Annotated in this window: 18 protein-coding genes and 1 riboswitch; of the genes, 17 read left to right on the top strand and 1 reads right to left on the bottom strand. The window is 40.8% G+C overall.

Features of this window, described 5'->3' with window-relative positions; genetic code table 11:
* Positions 1–59: 59 nt before the first annotated feature.
* From polX to FIU87_RS15300, 11 genes are all read left to right on the top strand, one after another.
* Complete coding sequence (polX, locus tag FIU87_RS15350; RefSeq protein ID WP_152445397.1) at positions 60–1,787, top strand: DNA polymerase/3'-5' exonuclease PolX; 1,728 nt, start codon at positions 60–62, stop codon at positions 1,785–1,787.
* A gap of 21 nt (positions 1,788–1,808) precedes the next feature.
* Complete coding sequence (locus FIU87_RS15345; RefSeq protein WP_152445396.1) at positions 1,809–4,166, top strand: endonuclease MutS2; 2,358 nt, start codon at positions 1,809–1,811, stop codon at positions 4,164–4,166.
* A 14-nt stretch (positions 4,167–4,180) separates the two neighbouring features.
* Positions 4,181–4,588: a DUF350 domain-containing protein gene (locus FIU87_RS15340; protein WP_152445395.1), complete on the top strand. Its 408-nt coding sequence runs from the start codon at positions 4,181–4,183 to the stop codon at positions 4,586–4,588.
* 296 nt (positions 4,589–4,884) lie between these two features.
* Positions 4,885–6,573, top strand: a complete 1,689-nt coding sequence (locus FIU87_RS15335; protein WP_152445394.1) for an AMP-binding protein — start codon at positions 4,885–4,887, stop codon at positions 6,571–6,573.
* A gap of 171 nt (positions 6,574–6,744) precedes the next feature.
* The gene (locus tag FIU87_RS15330; RefSeq protein WP_152445393.1) at positions 6,745–7,332 is read left to right on the top strand and encodes a fatty acid metabolism transcriptional regulator FadR; all 588 of its coding nucleotides are present in this window, start codon (positions 6,745–6,747) and stop codon (positions 7,330–7,332) included.
* Positions 7,333–7,365: 33 nt separating this feature from the next.
* Positions 7,366–8,139 carry an enoyl-CoA hydratase gene (locus FIU87_RS15325; RefSeq protein ID WP_152445392.1) on the top strand — a complete coding sequence of 258 codons (774 nt, stop codon included), beginning with the start codon at positions 7,366–7,368 and terminating at the stop codon, positions 8,137–8,139.
* A 63-nt stretch (positions 8,140–8,202) separates the two neighbouring features.
* Positions 8,203–8,976: an electron transfer flavoprotein subunit beta/FixA family protein gene (locus FIU87_RS15320; RefSeq protein ID WP_152445391.1), complete on the top strand. Its 774-nt coding sequence runs from the start codon at positions 8,203–8,205 to the stop codon at positions 8,974–8,976.
* Positions 8,977–9,183: 207 nt separating this feature from the next.
* Positions 9,184–10,161 carry an electron transfer flavoprotein subunit alpha/FixB family protein gene (locus tag FIU87_RS15315; protein ID WP_152445390.1) on the top strand — a complete coding sequence of 326 codons (978 nt, stop codon included), beginning with the start codon at positions 9,184–9,186 and terminating at the stop codon, positions 10,159–10,161.
* Between the two features lie 238 nt (positions 10,162–10,399).
* Positions 10,400–10,714: a thioredoxin gene (gene trxA / locus FIU87_RS15310; RefSeq protein WP_060664845.1), complete on the top strand. Its 315-nt coding sequence runs from the start codon at positions 10,400–10,402 to the stop codon at positions 10,712–10,714.
* 206 nt (positions 10,715–10,920) lie between these two features.
* Positions 10,921–12,693, top strand: a complete 1,773-nt coding sequence (gene uvrC / locus FIU87_RS15305; protein ID WP_152445389.1) for an excinuclease ABC subunit UvrC — start codon at positions 10,921–10,923, stop codon at positions 12,691–12,693.
* Between the two features lie 69 nt (positions 12,694–12,762).
* A riboswitch (Lysine riboswitch) is annotated at positions 12,763–12,948 on the top strand.
* Between the two features lie 138 nt (positions 12,949–13,086).
* Entirely contained in the window at positions 13,087–14,328 is a 1,242-nt protein-coding gene (locus FIU87_RS15300; RefSeq protein WP_152445388.1) for an aspartate kinase, read from the top strand.
* A gap of 356 nt (positions 14,329–14,684) precedes the next feature.
* On the opposite strand, the gene FIU87_RS15295 is transcribed toward FIU87_RS15300, so the two are convergent.
* Positions 14,685–15,116, bottom strand: a complete 432-nt coding sequence (locus tag FIU87_RS15295; protein ID WP_152445387.1) for a YslB family protein — start codon at positions 15,114–15,116, stop codon at positions 14,685–14,687.
* 352 nt (positions 15,117–15,468) lie between these two features.
* On the opposite strand from FIU87_RS15295, the gene FIU87_RS15290 reads away from it, so the two are divergent.
* The 6 genes from FIU87_RS15290 (at position 15,469) to FIU87_RS15265 (ending at position 20,393) form a co-directional block, all read left to right on the top strand.
* A complete protein-coding gene (locus FIU87_RS15290; protein WP_152445386.1) occupies positions 15,469–16,077 on the top strand; it encodes a succinate dehydrogenase cytochrome b558 subunit in 609 nt (202 codons plus the stop codon).
* A gap of 29 nt (positions 16,078–16,106) precedes the next feature.
* Positions 16,107–17,864, top strand: coding sequence for a succinate dehydrogenase flavoprotein subunit (gene sdhA, locus FIU87_RS15285; RefSeq protein WP_152445385.1), 1,758 nt, complete (start codon positions 16,107–16,109; stop codon positions 17,862–17,864).
* A 2-nt stretch (positions 17,865–17,866) separates the two neighbouring features.
* Positions 17,867–18,631 carry a succinate dehydrogenase iron-sulfur subunit gene (gene sdhB, locus FIU87_RS15280; RefSeq protein WP_172971171.1) on the top strand — a complete coding sequence of 255 codons (765 nt, stop codon included), beginning with the start codon at positions 17,867–17,869 and terminating at the stop codon, positions 18,629–18,631.
* A 254-nt stretch (positions 18,632–18,885) separates the two neighbouring features.
* Positions 18,886–19,353: an acyl-CoA thioesterase gene (locus FIU87_RS15275; RefSeq protein ID WP_152445383.1), complete on the top strand. Its 468-nt coding sequence runs from the start codon at positions 18,886–18,888 to the stop codon at positions 19,351–19,353.
* 112 nt (positions 19,354–19,465) lie between these two features.
* Positions 19,466–19,690: a spore germination transcription factor GerE gene (gerE, locus tag FIU87_RS15270; RefSeq protein WP_047972062.1), complete on the top strand. Its 225-nt coding sequence runs from the start codon at positions 19,466–19,468 to the stop codon at positions 19,688–19,690.
* 247 nt (positions 19,691–19,937) lie between these two features.
* Positions 19,938–20,393, top strand: a complete 456-nt coding sequence (locus FIU87_RS15265; RefSeq protein ID WP_253905437.1) for a MarR family winged helix-turn-helix transcriptional regulator — start codon at positions 19,938–19,940, stop codon at positions 20,391–20,393.
* Positions 20,394–20,400: the final 7 nt, after the last annotated feature.

Here is a 20,400-nt window from a genome sequence, read left to right as displayed (position 1 = left end):
TGCAGATTATTTGTATGATTCTAATAGGATAAGTTTACATATAAGGTCAGGTGAAAAAGATGAACAAAAAACAAATCGTCAAATGGCTCGAGACCATCGCAACGTATATGGAGTTAAAGGGGGAAAACACCTTTAAAGTTTCCGCCTTCAGAAAAGCAGCACTTTCTTTGGAAAACGATGAAAGAAGCATCTCGCAAATAGATGATTTCACCAAAATTAGTGGAATTGGAAAAGGAACTGCGGCTGTGATTCATGAAATACTGGAAACGGGTCAATCTTCTGTCCTAGAAGAGCTTCAAAAAGAAGTACCCGAAGGCTTAATTCCGTTGTTGAAGCTTCCGGGACTTGGTGGCAAAAAAATTGCGAAACTTTATCAGGAGTTAGACGTAATAGATATAAGTACGTTGAAGGCAGCTTGTGAGGCAGGAAGCGTGCAGGGATTAGCTGGCTTTGGGAAAAAAACCGAAGAGAAAATTCTTGCAGCCATTGAGGAAGTAGGGAAGAGACCTGAGCGACTTCCAATCTCCTTTATGACACAAATTGCTGAAGAAGTAGAACTTTTTCTAGACTCTATGGATGGGATGGAGAAGTACTCGAGAGCTGGTAGCCTTCGCAGGTATAGAGAAACAATTAAGGATTTGGATTTTATTATTGCAACACAAGAGCCAGCTAAGGTGCGTGACCAATTAACTAAAATGGACAGAGTGTCTGAAATTATCAGCAATGGAGATACAAAAGTATCCATTGTTCTTAGCTATGACTATGATGTATCGGTCGATTTTCGTTTAGTGGAACCTCAAAGCTTTCCAACTACGCTTCACCATTTTACAGGCTCAAAGGACCATAACGTCCGAATGAGGCAGCTTGCAAAGGAACGTGGAGAGAAAATCAGTGAATATGGCGTGGAAAATATTGAAACGGGTGAAGTTAGCTATTTCCGATCTGAGGAAGAATTCTTCCATCATTTTGGTTTGCCTTTTATCCCGCCTGAAATAAGAGAAGATGGCACGGAAGTGGACGAGGTGCTGGAAAATGGAGAAATCCCTTTAGTGTCATTGCATGATATTAAAGGAGATTTGCATATGCACTCAACGTGGAGTGATGGTGCAAACACGATAGAAGAAATGATTGAAGCTAACCGTGCCAAGGGCTATAAATACATGGCAATTACAGACCACTCGCAATATTTAAGAGTGGCCAATGGTTTAACACCTGAAAGATTACGCCAACAAAAAGAAGAAATACGAAAATGGAACGAAAAATACGATGATATCACCATTCTCTCAGGAGTGGAAATGGATATCTTACCAGACGGGTCCCTCGATTATGATGATGAATTGATGGAAGAGATGGATATTGTTATTGCTTCCATTCATTCAAGCTTTTCGCAAAAGCAGGAAGTAATCATGGAACGATTGAAAACGGCTTTAGAAAACTACCATGTTGACATTATCGCTCATCCAACAGGCCGCATAATAGGACGCCGTTCAGGTTATGACGTGGACATGGAAATGTTAATCACGCTAGCAAAGGAAACAAACACAGCCTTAGAGCTAAACGCCAATCCAAATCGATTGGATCTTTCAAGTGACTATGTAAAACTTGCTCAAGATGCCGGGGTGAAACTGGTGATTAATACAGACGCTCACAGCATCGAGATGCTTGACCATATGGAAGTTGGCGTGGCTACTGCAAAAAAAGGTTGGATACGAAAAGAAAATGTTATTAATACATGGGACGCAGAAGAATTGAAGAAATTTCTAACACGGCACCATAAGGAAGACTAGACAGAAGGGAGTTATGGTAACGTGCAACCGAGAGTACTAAAGGTATTGGAATTTAATAAAGTAAAAGATAAGCTGGCTGGATTTTCTGCTTCTTCTCTGGGACGAGAAAAAGTCTTACAACTTATGCCCTCGATTGACTATATGGAAGTTGTAAAAAGTCAGGAGCAAACAGATGAAGCAGCAACCGTTCTCCGCCTTAAAGGAGAGGTGCCTCTAGGTGGTATCACCGACATAAGAGCACATGTAAAACGTGCTGAAATAGGAGGGACGCTCAATACACAAGAGCTCCTTGATATTGCAGGTACCATCTATGCAGCACGAAAACTTGACCGTTTTGTGGAAACATTATTGGAAGAAGAACTTTATATCCCTATTTTGAAAAATTACATGGACCAGCTTGTCATCTATCCAGAGTTAGAGCGGAACATAAAAAATTGCATTGATGAGTATGGCGAGGTATTGGATGGTGCAAGTGAAAAATTAAGAGGAATCAGGCAGCAGCTTCGGTCCACCGAATCTAGAGTGCGGGAAAAGCTAGAAAGCATGATCCGCTCTAGCAACGCGCAAAAAATGCTATCTGACTCGATTGTTACGATTCGCAATGAACGCTACGTTATCCCTGTTAAGCAGGAATACCGCGGAGCATATGGTGGAATTGTACATGATCAATCTTCCTCTGGTGCCACCTTATTCATCGAACCTCAACAAGTGGTTGATTTAAATAACGTTCTCCAAGAAGCGAAAGTAAAAGAAAAGCTTGAGATTGATCGTATCCTTGCTGAACTATCTGCAGAGGTAGCAGAAGTAGCACGTGATTTAATGGAAAATGTCAGCATTCTTGCAGAAATAGATTTTATGTTTGCGAAAGCAAAATATGCCAAACACATACGCGCGACAAAGCCAAAAATAAATGATAAGAGAATTGTGAGACTCGTTCAAGCGAGACACCCGTTAATACCAGGTGACGAAGTAGTTCCCAATACGATTGAATTGGGAAAAGACTATACATCCATCGTGATAACAGGTCCAAACACAGGAGGAAAAACAGTTACCTTAAAAACGCTAGGATTGTTGCAAATCATGGCGCAATCAGGCTTGCAAGTTCCAGCCCAGGATGGCTCTGAAGTGGGAGTATTCTCTGCTGTCTATGCAGATATTGGCGATGAGCAGTCGATTGAGCAAAGCTTGAGTACTTTTTCCTCCCACATGGTAAACATTGTAGACATTCTGAAAAAAGTAGATCATAACAGCCTTGTATTATTTGATGAGCTAGGAGCGGGAACAGACCCGCAAGAAGGAGCAGCACTAGCCATCTCCATTTTGGATGAAGTATACCAGCGTGGTGCATGTGTAATTGCAACCACTCACTATCCAGAGCTAAAAGCGTATGGATATAACCGAGAAGGGGTCGTGAATGCCAGTGTTGAATTCAATGTGGATACACTAAGTCCGACCTATCGACTACTTATCGGCGTTCCTGGTAGAAGTAATGCTTTTGAAATTTCTAAACGTCTTGGACTTGAGAATGATGTGATTCAACGTGCAAAAGAGTTTGTTAGCGAAGACAGCAATAAAGTGGAGAATATGATTGCCTCTCTTGAAGCATCGCAAAAAAGAGCAGAGGCAGAATGGCAAGAAGCAGAACAGATTCGAAAAACCTCTGAAAAGCTTCATGAAGAACTGGAACAACAAATGCAAGCTCTCGATGAACAACGAGACAAGCTAATGGAAAAAGCAGCAGAGAAAGCAGAAAAACTTGTAGAACAAGCAAAACAAGAAGCAGAACAGGTCATTCGTGAGCTGCGGAAAATGAGAATGGAGCAGCATGCCCATGTGAAAGAGCATGAGTTAATCGATGCTAAAAAACGTCTGGGAGATGCGGTACCAACTGTCAAAAAATCAGCTTCCACCAAAAAGCAAGAAGTAGCAAATCAAACTCTAGAGCCAGGTGATGAGGTGAAAGTGCTTAGCTTAAATCAAAAAGGTCACCTTGTGGAGAAAACAGGCGAGAAAGAATGGCAAGTTCAGATTGGCATCATGAAAATGAAGGTGAAGGACAAAGACATTCACTATATTAGTAGGCCAAAGCCTGTCGAAACAAAGCCATTAGCCACCATTAAAGGCAAGGATTATCATGTCAGTCTTGAACTTGACTTGCGAGGAGAAAGATTCGAAAATGCCTTGATGAGAGTAGAGAAATATTTGGATGATGCCGTTCTTGCAGGCTATCATAGAGTGTCGATTATTCATGGTAAAGGCACAGGAGCGCTTCGAGTCGGCGTTCAAAATTACTTGAAAAATCATCGTTCTGTAAAAAATCATCGATATGGAGAAGCCTCTGAAGGCGGTATAGGCGTAACGGTGGTAGAACTAAAATAGAAAGGGAGCCTGATATGGTTGGATTTTGGGAGAATGAACTCGTAAGGACAGCAGCAAACTTCAGTGTGGTAGTGTTGTGTCTTGTTCTATTTTTAGCAGTTTTTGAGCTTGTAACGAAATATAAAAACATGGAAGAACTGAAAAAAGGCAATTTGGCAGTTGCCATGGCAACAGGCGGAAAGGTTCTGGGAATCGCAAATATATTTCGATATTCTATCAGTGACCATGATTCCTTGCTTACGATGATAGGCTGGGGAGCGGCAGGCTTTGTCCTTTTATTGCTTGCCTATTTCATCTTTGAATTCTTAACACCAAGCTTTAACATTGATGAGGAAATCCGACAAGACAATAGAGCAGTAGGCTTAATTTCTCTTGTCATTTCCGTGGGCCTGTCTTTTATCATAGGTGCAAGTATCGGATAAGGAGAAAACACAATGGAAACATTAGCAAAAGTACTAATAGCGCTCTGCGCAGTCTTTATTTTAATTGGCATTATTTATTTGTTTATCGCCTAAGTGAAAATGATAGTTTTGAGTGTGGAAAGTGAGAAGAAAAGGGTATCCCTTTTCTTCTTTTTTCGCCTTTTTTCTGAATGGTCATTCAATTTTTTTCGAAAAAGTCAAAAAAGTGTTATAATTTTCACGTGATTGCTGATATACTATAACAAATAGATGTGGGCCTTTTGTAGTAGTACAGGCCAATAAAGGGAGGGAATGAAATGGAGCAAGAAGTGAAAAAGCCGTGGCTGTCACTGTATCCAGAAGAAATACCTCATGAGATTAACTTCGAAGAGAGAACGTTGCAATCCTATTTAAAACAAGCTGCCGAAGAGTTTCCAGCTAAAACGGCAATCAGTTTCCTCGGAAAAAAACTTACGTTTGAAGAAGTCTATGATCAATCTTTAAAACTGGCAAACTACTTAAAAGGACTAGGAATAGAAAAAGGTGACCGGGTGTCGATTATGCTTCCAAATTGCCCGCAAGCAGTGATTAGCTATTATGGAGTATTATTTGCTGGCGGAATAGTAGTGCAGACAAACCCGCTTTACATGGAACGAGAACTCGAATATCAGCTCAATGATTCAGGATCAGAAATCATCATTACATTAGATATTCTTTATCCAAGAGTGACAAAAGTGAAAGCGCTGACAAAACTAAAACATGTAGTGGTTACTGGTATTAAAGACTATCTACCATTCCCCAAAAACATGATTTATCCATTCGTTCAGAAAAAACAGTATGGAATTGTTGTAAAAGTAGAACACAGTGGGAATAACCATTTGTTAACAGAGGCAATTAAACAATCAGAAGCATTGACGATTGATATTCCAATTAATCCGAAAGAGGATCTTGCGCTTCTTCAATATACAGGGGGCACAACTGGGTTTCCAAAAGGAGTAATGCTCACCCATTACAACCTTGTTTCCAACACGTTGATGAGTGTGAAATGGATGTATCGATGCAAAAGAGCGCAGGAAAAAGTTATTGGAATCCTCCCATTTTTCCACGTGTATGGCATGACAGCAGTAATGAATTTATCCATCATGCAGGCATTTGAAATGGTGTTACTTCCAAAATTCGATCCAGAAACAACACTCAAAACGATTCAAAAGGAGCGACCAACCTTATTTCCAGGAGCTCCAACCATCTACATTGCCTTATTGAATCATCCTGATATTAAAAAGTACGACCTATCATCTGTAGATTCATGTATTAGCGGATCTGCTGCTCTGCCGGTTGAGGTACAGGAGCAATTTGAAAGGGTAACAGGTGGAAAGCTTGTAGAAGGCTACGGATTGAGTGAGGCGTCACCTGTGACACACGCTAATTTTCTTTGGGATGAGAGGGTATCAGGGAGTATTGGAATTCCTTGGCCTAACACAGAGTCAGTGATTCTTTCAATGGAAACAGGAGAGATTGCTCCTGTAGGAGAGATTGGCGAAATTGCTGTACGCGGACCTCAAATCATGAAAGGCTATTGGAACCGTAAAGAGGAAACGGAGGCTGTTCTTAGAGATGGATGGCTATTAACAGGTGACCTTGGTTATATGGATGAGCGCGGTTACTTTTATGTAGTGGACCGTAAGAAAGACATGATTATTGCAGGAGGATTTAATATTTATCCTCGTGAAATAGAGGAAGTACTATATGAGCATGAGCAAATTCAAGAGGTAGTCGTTGCAGGTATACCTGATGCCTATCGCGGCGAAACAGTAAAAGCCTATATTGTGAAGAAACAAAATGCGACCTTGACAGAGGAAGAGCTTGATCAATATGCCCGCAAGCATCTGGCAGCGTACAAGGTGCCAAGGCTATACGAGTTCAGAGACGAACTGCCAAAAACCGCAGTTGGGAAAATTTTAAGAAGAGCGCTTGTGGAAGAAGAAAAACAAAAAATCGCAAAATAAGCGATGAAATATGAGTCGGAGAGGACAGACGGACCTTCCTCTCCGAATGTATTTTCCAAATGGTATTACAAGTGTAATTATGATAAGATATTAATTGACAGTTAATTGAGGGTAAAGTATTATGAAAATATGAATGATTGTTCATTCATTTTTTCAAAAGGAGCGAATAGGTTGAAACAACAAAAACCTAAATATAAGCAAATAATAGATGCAGCTGTAATTGTCATTGCAGAAAATGGCTACCACCATGCGCAAGTTTCTAAGATTGCCAAACAGGCTGGAGTCGCTGATGGCACCATCTATTTATACTTTAAAAACAAAGAAGATATTTTAATTTCTCTGTTTCAAGAAAAAATGGGTCTGTTCGTTGAAAAGATTCGTCAAGAAATTGCAGGAAAATCGACATCAACAGAGAAATTATTAACATTGATCACAAAACATTTTTCGATGCTAGCAGCAGATCACCATCTGGCCATTGTGACTCAGCTTGAGCTCCGGCAATCAAACCTTGAGCTCCGCCTGAAAATCAATGATGTGTTAAAAGAATATCTCCAACTGTTAGATGAAATTTTAACAACCGGAAAAGAATCTGGCGAGCTTCGTGCCGATTTGGATGTCCGACTAGCCAGGCAGATGGTATTCGGCACGATAGATGAAACGGTCACAACTTGGGTGATGAACGATCAAAAGTATGATATCGCCGCCATCGCACCAAGAGTTCATGATTTATTAATTAAAGGGTTTGGAGCAACATCATAGCTTGCTCCACCCTTGACATAAGGAGGGGAAAAAATGGAGTACTTGCAATGGAATGTAGAAGATAAAATCGCAACCATCACGTTAAATAAGGCACCTGCAAATGCTTTATCTTCCGTAGTTTTGAAAGAGCTTACATTATTATTGGATGATCTGAAAAATCAAGAAGATGTGCGAGTGGTAGTTCTACACGGAGAAGGAAGGTTTTTCTCGGCTGGTGCAGACATTAAGGAATTTACTACGGTAGAGACAGGAGAAGCGTTTACAGAGCTTGCAAAATTTGGCCAAGATCTTTTTGAGAAAATGGAGAATTTCCCCAAACCTATTATTGCGGCAATTCATGGAGCGGCGTTAGGTGGAGGATTAGAGCTTGCTATGGGATGTCATATCCGAATTGTCACAAAGAATGCAAAGCTTGGATTGCCTGAGCTGCAGCTAGGGTTAATACCTGGATTTGCAGGTACACAGCGTTTACCAAGGTTAGTTGGCTCTGCCAAAGCTTTTGAAATGCTGTTCACAAGCGACACCATGACAGGAGAAGAAGCAGTGCAGTGGGGTCTTGCAAACAGAGCCGTCGATGAAGAAGTTTTAATGGATGAAGCTTTGAAGATGGCGAAAAAGATAGCGCAAAAAGGTCCAATCTCTGTTGCATCTGTTATTGAGCTATCTCGATACAATAAGCATCAGGAATTTTATCAAGGCGTGGAAAAAGAAGCACAATTATTCGGTAAGGTTTTCACCTCTGAAGATGGCCAAGAAGGAATCACAGCATTTATAGAAAAAAGAGCACCAGAATTCAAAGGAAAGTAATTTTTTTACAATATAAAATCTGAAAATTACTAATTAAAATAATGTTTAAACGGAGGTATTGTGATGAATATTTTTGTATTGTTAAAAAGAACATTTGATACAGAAGAAAGGCTGACTGTATCCAATGGCAGCATAAATGAAGACGGAGCGGAATTCATTATCAACCCATATGATGAGTATGCGGTTGAAGAAGCCATCCGCGTGAGAGATGAACATGGTGGAGAAGTAACGGTAGTAACTGTTGGAACAGACGAAGCGGAAAAAGAGCTTCGCACAGCGCTTGCAATGGGTGCTGATAAAGCAGTACTCATCAACACAGAAGACGATGTAGAAAACGGAGATCAATTTACAACAGCTAAAATCATTGCAGAATTTCTAAAGGACAAAGAAGCGGACTTAATCATCGGTGGTAACGTTGCAATTGACGGTGGCTCCGGACAAGTAGGACCTCGTGTAGCTGAGCTTCTAGACATCCCGTACGTAACAACGATTACTAAATTAGAAATTAGTGGCGGAACAGTTTCTATCGTTCGCGATGTGGAAGGGGACTCCGAGGTAATTGAAACGTCACTTCCGCTTTTAGTAACAGCTCAACAAGGGTTAAATGACCCGCGTTATCCATCACTTCCAGGAATCATGAAGGCGAAGAAAAAGCCGCTAGAAGAATTAGAACTAGATGACCTTGACCTTGATGAGGATGATGTAGAAGCTAAAACAAAAACATTAGAGATTTATCTTCCACCGAAAAAAGAAGCTGGCCGTGTGCTACAAGGAGAATTGGAAGATCAAGTAAAAGAGCTAGTTTCTGCGTTAAGAAACGAAGCAAAAGTAATTTAATTTATATAAAAACCTTTCTAGCTGTTGATTGTAGCAAGGCAGAAACTTCCGAGGCAATAAAGTGGTTGACTGGAAATCCCACAGGCGCAAAGCCCAAGGAGGCTTACAAATCGCCCCGCAGGACTCGGAGCCATTTGTGGAAATCATCAGCGTAGTTGAAAAGAATTTTTAAAATAGAGACAGAGACAAGGACAGGAGGAGACAAACATGGCAAGAAAAGTGTTAACACTAGCAGAAGTACGTGATTCGGCATTGCGTAATGTTTCATTTGAGGCGATTGCAGCAGCAAAAACAGTAGCAGAAGGTGGCGAGGTTGTCACAGTACTAGCAGGGGAAAGTGTTGGATCTTTAGCACAGGAATTAATTGCATACGGAGCGGATCGTGTTATCACCGTGGAACATGCAAATTTGAAAGCGTACACATCAGATGGCTATTCTCAAGCTCTAATGGCGGTAATTGATGCAGAGCAGCCTGAAGGAATTGTTTTTGGTCACACAGCACTTGGAAAAGACCTTTCTCCAAAGCTTGCTTCTAAATTAAATTCCGGGTTAATTTCCGATGCTACAGAGGTAGAGGAAGTAGGAGGAAACCTTGTTTTCACAAGGCCAATCTATTCCGGAAAAGCTTTTGAAAAGAAAATCGTAACAGATGGCATCATTTTTGCTACAATCCGTCCTAACAATATTGCAACTCTTGAAAAAGATGAAGCCCGCACAGGAGATGTATCCTCTCTTGATGTTGATGTGAAGGATCTTCGTACGATCATTAAAGAAGTAGTTCGAAAAGCAACAGACGGTGTAGACCTTTCTGAGGCAAAAGTTGTGGTTGCAGGTGGCCGTGGGGTAAAAAGTGAAGAGGGCTTTGAACCATTAAAAGAGCTTGCAGATGTTCTAGGTGCAGCAGTTGGTGCATCTCGTGGTGCGTGTGATGCCGACTATTGTGACTATTCACTGCAAATCGGGCAAACAGGAAAGGTGGTAACACCTGACCTATACATTGCATGCGGAATTTCTGGAGCTATCCAGCACTTAGCTGGTATGTCCAACTCAAAAGTGATTGTCGCAATCAACAAAGACCCTGAAGCGAATATCTTCAAGGTTGCTGACTACGGAATCGTAGGAGACTTATTTGAAGTAGTGCCTCTATTAACTGCAGAATTTAAAAAGCTGTTGGTAACAAACTAATACCAATAACGAGTGAAGCAGCCAGGCAGTTTTAAACGCCTGGCTGCTTTTATGTTTGATACAAAATAAAATCCTGTAAATCAGGAAAAGATATAGTGAAGCATATAATTAGCATCACCAAATGGTAAGTGCTATACTTTACCTATAATAAATATCTCTGGAGGAAATTACCTTCTGACAGAGACTTGATTAACTGCATATATTGTTAATCGAGAGAAAAGGTTTAGGAGGAATAATAATGGCAATTACAAATGCAACAGACCAAAACTTTACCCAAGAAACTAGCGAAGGCTTAGTTTTAGCAGATTTCTGGGCACCATGGTGTGGCCCTTGTAAAATGATCGCTCCAGTTCTAGAAGAGCTAGACCAAGATATGGGCGACAAAGTGAAAATCGTGAAAGTGGATGTAGACGAAAACCAAGAAACTGCTGGTAAATTCGGCGTAATGAGCATCCCAACTTTACTAGTAATTAAAAACGGTGAAGTAGTAGATAAAGCAGTTGGATTCCAACCGAAAGAAGCATTAGCGGAGCTATTAAACAAACACGCTTAATGTTTTGCTAAAAAAGTCTGGCCTATTGGCTAGGCTTTTTTTGTATTGAAAAGGAGAAAATAATTTTATCCGCGAAACAGAGGGACTTTTTCGCCACGTCTCTTCCTCTACAAAAAATAAAGCAACACTATTCCTAATGGAACATACGTACGAAAAAAGGTATAATGAAAAAAGAAGCAAAACTTAGGTTGGAAGGAGTTTTAATTATGAACCATTCAATAAAAGAAAAACTGGCAATTCTGCCTGACCAACCTGGGGTCTATTTAATGAAAGACAGACAAGGAACCATCATTTATGTTGGAAAGGCGAAGGTTCTCAAAAACCGAGTCCGTTCTTATTTTACGGGGAGTCACGATGGTAAAACCTTGCGTCTTGTTAATGAAATTGAGGACTTTGAATATATCGTTACCTCCTCCAATATTGAAGCGCTTATTTTAGAACTGAATCTTATTAAAAAACACAACCCAAAATATAACGTCATGCTCAAGGATGACAAGCGTTATCCTTTTATTAAAATAACCGCAGAAAAGCACCCAAGACTGTTAATTACCCGCAAGGTCACCAAGGATAAGGGGAAATACTTTGGTCCCTATCCAAACGTCCAGGCGGCTAATGATACGAAAAAGCTGTTAGATCGTATTTATCCTTTACGTAAATGTGTCACATTGCCTGATAGAGTATGTTTATATTATCATATGGGCCAATGCCTCGCGCCTTGTGTGGAGCATGTTTCTCAGGAAACCAATAAAGAAATGGTAGACGGGATCGTAAAGTTCCTCAACGGAGGGTACAAAGAGGTAAAGGTTGAGCTTACCGACAAGATGATGCAAGCTGCAGAAAAAATGGAATTTGAGCGCGCTCAGGAGTTTCGTGATCAGATTCTAAGCATCGAAGCGACGATGGAAAAACAGAAAATGGAAATGAATGATTTTGTCGATCGGGATGTTTTTGGATATGCCTATGATAAAGGCTGGATGTGTGTGCAAGTGTTTTTCATACGTCAAGGCAAATTAATCGAGCGAGATGTTTCTCTCTTCCCAATTTATAACGAACCTGAAGAGGATTTCCTTACTTTTCTAGGACAGTTTTACTCCAAGCAGCACCATTTCGTGCCAAAAGAAGTGATGCTTCCTATTAATATTGATGTGCAGGTGGCAGAGGAACTTTTGCAAACCAATGTGCTTCAGCCTCAAAGAGGGAAAAAGAAACAATTAGTCGATCTTGCTGATAAAAATGCCAAGGTTGCTCTTGGTGAGAAGTTTCAATTAATTGAACGAGATGAAAGTCGAACCATTAAAGCGGTGGAGAATCTTGGTAAGATACTTGGTATCCTTACACCGCATAGAATTGAGGCCTTTGATAACTCCAACATCCAAGGTACAGACCCTGTCTCAGCAATGGTCGTGTTTATAGACGGCAAGCCAGAAAAACGAGAGTATCGAAAATATAAAACAAAGAGTGTGCAAGGCCCCGATGATTACGAATCTATGAGAGAAGTAGTCAGAAGAAGGTATACAAGAGTGCTAAGAGAATCGCTACCCTTGCCAGATTTGATTGTCATAGATGGTGCCAAGGGTCATATGAGTGCGGTTCGAGATGTTTTAGAGAATGAACTGAATATGTTTATCCCAGTAGTCGGACTAGCTAAGGACGATAAGCACCGTACTAGCAATCTCCTCGCAGGAGAAGACGCCATGATTGTTCCACTTGAGAGAACAAGTCAGGAATTTTATCTTTTGCAACGTATTCAGGATGAGGTGCACCGTTTCGCGATTACATTTCACCGCCAAATTAGAAGTAAAAGTGTGTTTCAATCGATACTAGATGAGATATCAGGAGTAGGAGCGGCAAGGAAAAAAGCTCTGATGAAGCATTTTGGTTCTGTTGCGAAGATGAAGGAAGCAACCGTGGAAGAAATACAGGCTGCAAAAGTACCGAGACCGATTGCTGAGGAAATTTTTAAAAAACTTCGTGAATAAGTGTTGTAAGGCATAGAATTGTCTGTTATAATCACTATTAATTTCATAATGTGCCACTTCAAATTTTGAAGTGATGATAGAGGTGCGAGCTTCATAAGTATGTAGTCGGAGAAGAAAGAGCTTCCGTGAAGATTACAGAAAGGGGAGATCGCCGAAGTAAAAAAAAGTCTCTTTTTCTTTTTTTTACTGGTTCTGCGTTTAAGAAATGTAGGACTGTCAGGTTGTCTTTGTGCTACCTGGAGAGCTATCTCACCGCGTGAACGGATATGTTATTTTTTGCCAATCACAGCAATGAGACTTTAGCTCATTGCTGTTTTTTGTTTTTAAGAACAGTTTTTAGCTGTCTATCTTGTTACATTATGATGAAATAATCACAAAAAAGGAATGGTGTGCATGTCAACAATCGTCGTACAAAAATTTGGAGGTACATCCGTAGGCTCTGTTGAACGAATTCAACACGTGGCCGGACGCGTAATCAGGGAAGTGGAAAAAGGACATAAGGTGGTAGTTGTTGTTTCTGCTATGGGAAAAACGACCGATGAATTACTTACACTTGCCAATGCCATCAATCCTCATCCAAGTAAGCGGGATATGGATATGCTTTTAACGACGGGAGAACAAATCACGATTTCACTCTTGGCGATGGCCCTTCAGGTGAGAGGCCATGAAGCAGTTTCCTTAACAGGCTGGCAGGCTGGAATTCGAACGGAGCCTGTTCATGGAAACGCGAGAATTACACATATTGAAACAGACCTGCTAGCGAGCTACCTTGATGCAGGAAAAATTGTCATTGTTGCCGGATTTCAAGGAATTACGGCAGCCAACGAGATTACGACACTCGGCCGTGGCGGATCGGATACGACTGCTGTTGCATTAGCTGCAGCCTTAAAGGCAAAGAAATGTGATATTTATACAGACGTAACCGGTGTTTTTACCACTGACCCACGTTTTGTCAAGAACGCTAGAAAGCTTTCTGCTATTGCTTATGATGAAATGCTAGAACTTGCAAACCTCGGTGCCGGAGTCCTTCATCCACGAGCAGTGGAGTTTGCCAAAAACTATGGAGTACAGCTTGTTGTAAGATCGAGTATGGAAGAAGAAGAAGGAACGATTATTGAGGAGGAAGTTTCCATGGAAAAAAATCTAATGGTTAGAGGAATCGCATTTGAAGATCAAGTTACAAGAATAACAGTATGTGGATTGCCAAACGAACTACATACCTTATCTACCATATTTACGACCCTTGCACAGCATAACCTAAACGTTGACATCATCATACAAACAAGTATGGATAAAGACACAACCAATATTTCTTTTTCAGTCAAAACTGTAGATGTGAAAGAGACGCTGGAAGTTCTAAATGAATACCAGGATCGTCTTGGATTCTCGTCAATTGAACAGGAGAGCGGTTTAGCGAAAGTATCTATCGTCGGCAGTGGGATGGTTTCCAATCCTGGGGTTGCAGCAGAGATGTTTCAGGTCCTAGCGACAGAAGGAATTCATGTTAAAATGGTTAGTACCTCAGAGATAAAAGTATCCACGGTAGTGGATGTAGCGGAAATGGTACGCGCAGTAGAAGCATTACATGTTGCGTTTAAACTGGGAGAAGAGTCTGTTGAGCGTGTGTTAAGCTAATAAAGTTCAAGAAAGCGTCCTATACTTAGGGCGTTTTTTACTTTTTTCAAAAAGCTCTTTTCTAAAAGATTGTTGCTAAAACCTAAGAAAAAGTCGCCTTTAAGACTTTTTCTAATTTTTATTTGAAGAAAAGTTGACACGTATTTAAAAATTCCTCTACGAAAAAAGCACGACAGTAACGTTGATTAAGTGTGTCTTATTAATAAGTAAGTACCAACTAAAAAAAAACAGCCCTGAAATGACAGGGGCTGGATCATCTAACCGTCGAAATGGGTTGCCACCCTTAAGGTAGTCAAGCTTCCGGATTATATTCCGGAGACCACCCTGGAGGCAGCAACAAGCTTTTAGAAAAGAGCCTATTTATCCCATTGAACGGTAATCTGTATCTCTTTTTTCTTTCTTTGTTCTTCTACTGCTTCGGCATTTTTGCTTTTTTGGCGTTGAATTTGTTCGGCGATAAAGCCGGCTTCTAGTTGAAATGTCGCGTCTTTATTTAATTCAAGACGGCGATCAATCATCTCGCCACGAATTGCAAACTTCATTTCGTATTTGCTCTGCTCCACTAATTCTAGTTCACCCCAACCAGCTTCTTTAAAAAACTGGGAGATCCCTTCATGGGTGTCAATCGTAAATTTGCGGGCGAGTAGCTTACCTGCCCAGTAGATGATTTGGTTATGATCTTTACCTAATAGGTCAGGGAGAAGCATGTCACGAATTAATTCATATCCGAAAATAGGAACGTGCAATTGTTGGTCGATTACTTCTTGTTGGTTATTCGATTCTGTCATTTGGTTCCCCTCTTTCTCTAAGACCATTATATACTATTAGAACATCTTAATAAATAAAACGTATGGAGCATTTTTATTCTAGTAATATATTTTTATATTTTTCAGATAATTACTAAGGTTTACCGTTTTTATAAAAGTGCATTTTTTGGCCACGTTTTCTTGACGCTTCCAATATAGGGGAGTAAAATAAATGTGTCACATATTTGTCGAGATATCTGCAAAGGCTTTCATTTTATTGAAAGTTTCAAAATCGAGTTGGGGAGTTCGATGATTTTTCTACTATAATAGATAGTGAAAAAAAGAACTTACTAGCATCACGTTGATTTTTTTATTTGAAAAAGGGGGTTTAGTGATGGCAACAGAACGTGAATTTTTACTTCGTAGACTCCATTCGTTACTAGGAGTCATTCCTGTTGGTCTTTTCCTCGTTCAGCATTTGGTGATTAACCATTTTGCGGTTTACGGGCAAGAGAACTTTAACAAAGCGGCACACTTTATGGAGAGTTTGCCTTTTCGTTATGCGCTTGAAATTTTTGTAATCTTTCTTCCAATCATTTTCCACGCGGTTTACGGGTTGTATATTGCATTTACAGCAAAAAACAATGTAAGCAATTATGGATTTGTGCGTAACTGGATGTTTGTACTCCAACGTTTTACAGGAATCATTACATTAATTTTTATCGTATGGCATGTATGGGAAACGAGAATCGCAGCTGCTTTAGGAACGGATGTAAACTTTGATATGATGGCTAGCATTCTTTCTAGTCCATTTATGTTAGTGTTCTACATTGTTGGTGTAATTGCGACAATTTTCCACTTTGCAAACGGACTATGGTCCTTCTGTGTAAGCTGGGGAATTACAGTAACTCCTCGTTCTCAACTAATTGCAACCTACGTAACGATCGGAATCTTCTTTGCTTTATCTTTCGTAGGCTTACGTGCAATCTTCGCATTCGTATAAACAGCAACTAATTAAGGAGTGAGTTACATATGAGTAAAAAAGTTATCGTGGTCGGCGGCGGCTTGGCGGGCTTAATGGCAACCATTAAAGCCGCAGAAAAAGGCGTGCCGGTTGATCTATTTTCATTAGTACCAGTTAAACGTTCTCACTCAGTTTGTGCCCAAGGTGGAATTAACGGGGCAGTAAACACAAAAGGAGAAGGAGATTCTCCGTGGGAGCATTTTGATGATACCGTTTATGGTGGGGACTTCTTAGCAAACCAACCACCTGTAAAAGCAATGTGTGAAGCAGCACCTGGAATCATTCACTTACTAGACCGTATGGGTGTAATGTTTAACCGTACCCCTGAAGGATTACTTGACTTCCGTCGTTTCGGTGGAACGCAGCATCACCGTACAGCATTCGCTGGAGCAACAACAGGACAACAGCTATTGTATGCGCTTGATGAGCAGGTTCGTCGTCATGAGGTAGCTGGCCTAGTTACAAAATATGAGGGCTGGGAATTCCTTGGTTCTATCGTAGATGACGAGGGAGTTTGCCGCGGAATCGTAGCTCAAAACCTAACATCCATGGAGATCGTTTCTTTCCCTGCGGATGCCGTCATTATGGCAACTGGAGGCCCTGGAATTATCTTTGGTAAGTCTACAAACTCTGTTATCAACACAGGCTCTGCAGCATCCATCGTTTATCAACAAGGAGCGTATTACTCTAACGGGGAATTTATCCAAATTCACCCAACTGCGATTCCTGGAGATGACAAGCTTCGCCTCATGAGTGAATCTGCTCGTGGAGAAGGTGGACGTGTTTGGACTTACAAAGACGGAAAGCCTTGGTACTTCCTAGAGGAAAAATATCCTGCATACGGAAACCTTGTACCTCGTGATATCGCCACTCGTGAAATTTTTGATGTGTGCGTAAACCAAAAGCTTGGTATTAATGGAGAGAACATGGTGTACTTGGATCTTTCTCATAAGGATCCAAAAGAGCTTGACATTAAGCTTGGTGGGATTATTGAAATCTATGAAAAATTCATGGGTGATGATCCTCGTAAAGTTCCAATGAAAATCTTCCCTGCTGTTCACTACTCTATGGGTGGACTATGGGTAGACTATGATCAAATGACGAACATTCCAGGTCTATTTGCAGCTGGAGAGTGTGATTATTCTCAGCATGGTGCAAATCGCCTCGGAGCAAACTCACTGCTTTCTGCGATTTACGGTGGTATGGTTGCCGGTCCAAAAGCAGTCGAATATATGAACGGATTAGAAAAATCCACAGATTCTCTTTCTTCCTCTCTTTTTGAGCGCTATGTAAAAGAAGAAGAAGCAAAGTGGAACAACATTATGACCATGAATGGTACAGAAAATGCCTATGTGCTTCATAAAGAGCTTGGCGAGTGGATGACAGACAACGTAACAGTTGTACGTTACAACGACAAGCTACAGCAAACGGATGCAAAAATCCAAGAGTTGCTTGAACGCTATGACAATATCAATATTAATGACACTGCAAAATGGAGCAACCAAGGAGCGGCATTTACCCGTCAGCTTCAACATATGCTACAACTTGGACGTGTTATCACGCTTGGTGCTCTTAACCGTGATGAAAGTCGTGGAGCGCACTATAAGCCTGACTTCCCAGAGCGTAACGATGAGAAGTTCTTAAAAACAACGATGGCGAAATTCACCGGTCCTAAATCCGCACCAGAACTATTCTATGAAGAAGTGGATGTTAGCCTAATTCCGCCACGTAAACGTGACTACTCGAAGAAAAAAGGGGGTAAATAATGATGGCTGAACAAACGAAAACAGTATTGTTTAAAGTGAAGCGTCAGGATGGCCCTGAGGGAGCCCCTTATTTTGAGGAATTTGAATTACCATACCGTCCAAATATGAATGTAATTTCTGCACTGATGGAAGTTCGTCGTAATCCGGTAAACAAATCTGGTAAAGATACCACGCCAGTTAACTGGGATATGAACTGTTTGGAAGAAGTATGTGGAGCATGTTCGATGGTCATCAACGGCAAGCCACGTCAATCCTGTACCGCGCTTGTGGATCAATTGGAACAACCGATTGTGCTTGAGCCAATGAGTACCTTCCCGGTTGTGCGTGACCTTCAAGTCGACAGAAGCCGTATGTTTGATTCCTTGAAAAAGGTCAAAGCATGGATTCCAATCGATGGAACGTACGATCTTGGACCTGGTCCTCGTATGCCAGAGAAAAAGCGTCAATGGGCATATGAGCTTTCCAAATGTATGACTTGCGGTGTTTGCTTAGAGGCATGTCCAAACGTGAACAGCAAATCAGACTTTATCGGTCCAGCCCCACTTTCCCAAGTGCGCCTATTTAACGCGCATCCAACGGGAGAAATGAATAAATCAGAGCGCCTAGAAGCGATCATGGGAGATGGAGGCCTTGCAAACTGCGGAAACTCACAAAACTGTGTGCAGTCCTGCCCAAAAGGTATTCCTCTTACAACATCTATTGCTGCGCTTAACCGTGACACAACAGTGCAAATGTTTAGAAGCTTCTTTGGAAGTGACCAAGGATAACAAATATAGAACGCCTCTTTTAGTCATGAAAGAGGCGTTTTTTTTCAAAAAAGCTAAATTATAGATGAATGTTTATGATAGGTAGTTCCTAGCTGTAGATTGGAGCTATCAGTTCTCGGAAATGAAGCCGATGGACCCGAGACCCCATAGGCGCAGCAGAAAAGGCTCACAACACGCCTCGCGGACGCGAAGCTGTTTTGCGGAAATCTACAGCGATATTTCACCTGTTTTTCAAACAAAGGGGAGGATTTGAGATGAAGAAAACTGCTTATATTGAAGATTTACAAGAATGGATGAATGAATTCTCATTCAGTCACCCGTTAAAGGTGCGATTCTCAGAAACAGATATGTTCGGCCATATGAACAACACTGTTCCTTTTGTTTATTTTGAAGAAGCCCGTATCGAATTTTTCAAAAGCTTGGGCTTTATGCAGGACTGGACAAAGCCTGGAAGCAATACTATTCCTGTTGTTGCAGATCTTCAGTGTGATTTTCTCTCTCAGGTATTTTTTGGAGAGAGCTTGGAAATATGCGTAAAAGCAAATGAAGTAGGAACCTCTTCCGTTGATTTGCATTATCTAGGGAGAAGAGGGGATGGAACGCCTTGTTTTGTGGGAAGAGGACGCATGGTACAGTTAAACAGGTTGACCGGAAAAGGGGAAGCTTGGAACGAACAGCAAAGAAAGCAGTTCCAATCAAAAGAAATGATGAAAAAATATTAAAATCCTGCACTTTCTCTGGAACTCCCGCCCTTCATCTAACATATTATACCATGACTAAATATACACCCATCCGCTAGTTCAGCTCTGGCTAAGGCAAGGAGGGTTACAATTATTGAAGGAGAAAGAGTTTCAACCAAAGCCATTGCTTACCAAAAGAGAAAGAGAAGTATTTGAGCTGTTAGTTCAGGATAAGACAACAAAGGAAATAGCTGGTGAGTTGTTTATCAGTGAAAAGACAGTTCGGAACCACATTTCAAATGCTATGCAAAAGCTGGGAGTAAAGGGGCGTTCCCAAGCAGTTGTCGAGCTTCTTCGCATGGGAGAATTAGAGCTTTAACTTAACGTGCCGACTATCCATCAAACAAAATCGTTATGAATGGTAGTCGGTTGTTTATTGGAATCAAAGCTGATAGACCTTCCATAATACCCACTATTTCCATAAGGACAAATATGTTTCTATCCCTTTACTTCTTGCTTTTTATATGAAAACATAAGAAAATAAACATACTACACTAAAAAACGACATGACATCTTATGTTTTGCAATAGATAAAAAATAATAAAAGGGAAGAAAGAGGGTCGAGAATGACAAATTCTAATGAAGCAGTAATGCAGGACCATGAAGTAGTAGCAGAGATTGAAAAATCATTAAGATACATAGCGACACTTGTTAAACAAAAGGGTCGCGAGATTCTAAGCAATTATACCATTACTCCTCCTCAGTTCGTTGCATTGCAATGGCTGATGGAAGGCGGCGACATGACCATAGGTGAGCTTTCAACAAAAATGTATTTAGCATGCAGTACGACAACAGATCTTGTGGATCGTATGGAGAAAAATGAGCTTGTTCAGCGCGTGAAAGACCCAAATGACCGCCGAGTGGTACGCATCCATCTTTTAGAAGAAGGGGAACGCATTATTGCCGAGGTAGTCAAAAAACGTCAGGATTATTTGCAAAACATACTAAAGAACTATTCCAAAGATGAAATTTTCATGTTAGAAAAGTGTTTAGCACGATTACATCTAGAAATGAAAGAATGAGGGATAT

It is taken from the genome of Bacillus sp. THAF10 (assembly GCF_009363695.1).
In the GTDB taxonomy this organism is placed as follows: domain Bacteria; phylum Bacillota; class Bacilli; order Bacillales; family Bacillaceae_I; genus Sutcliffiella_A.
This window is presented reverse-complemented; position numbering and strand designations above follow the sequence as displayed.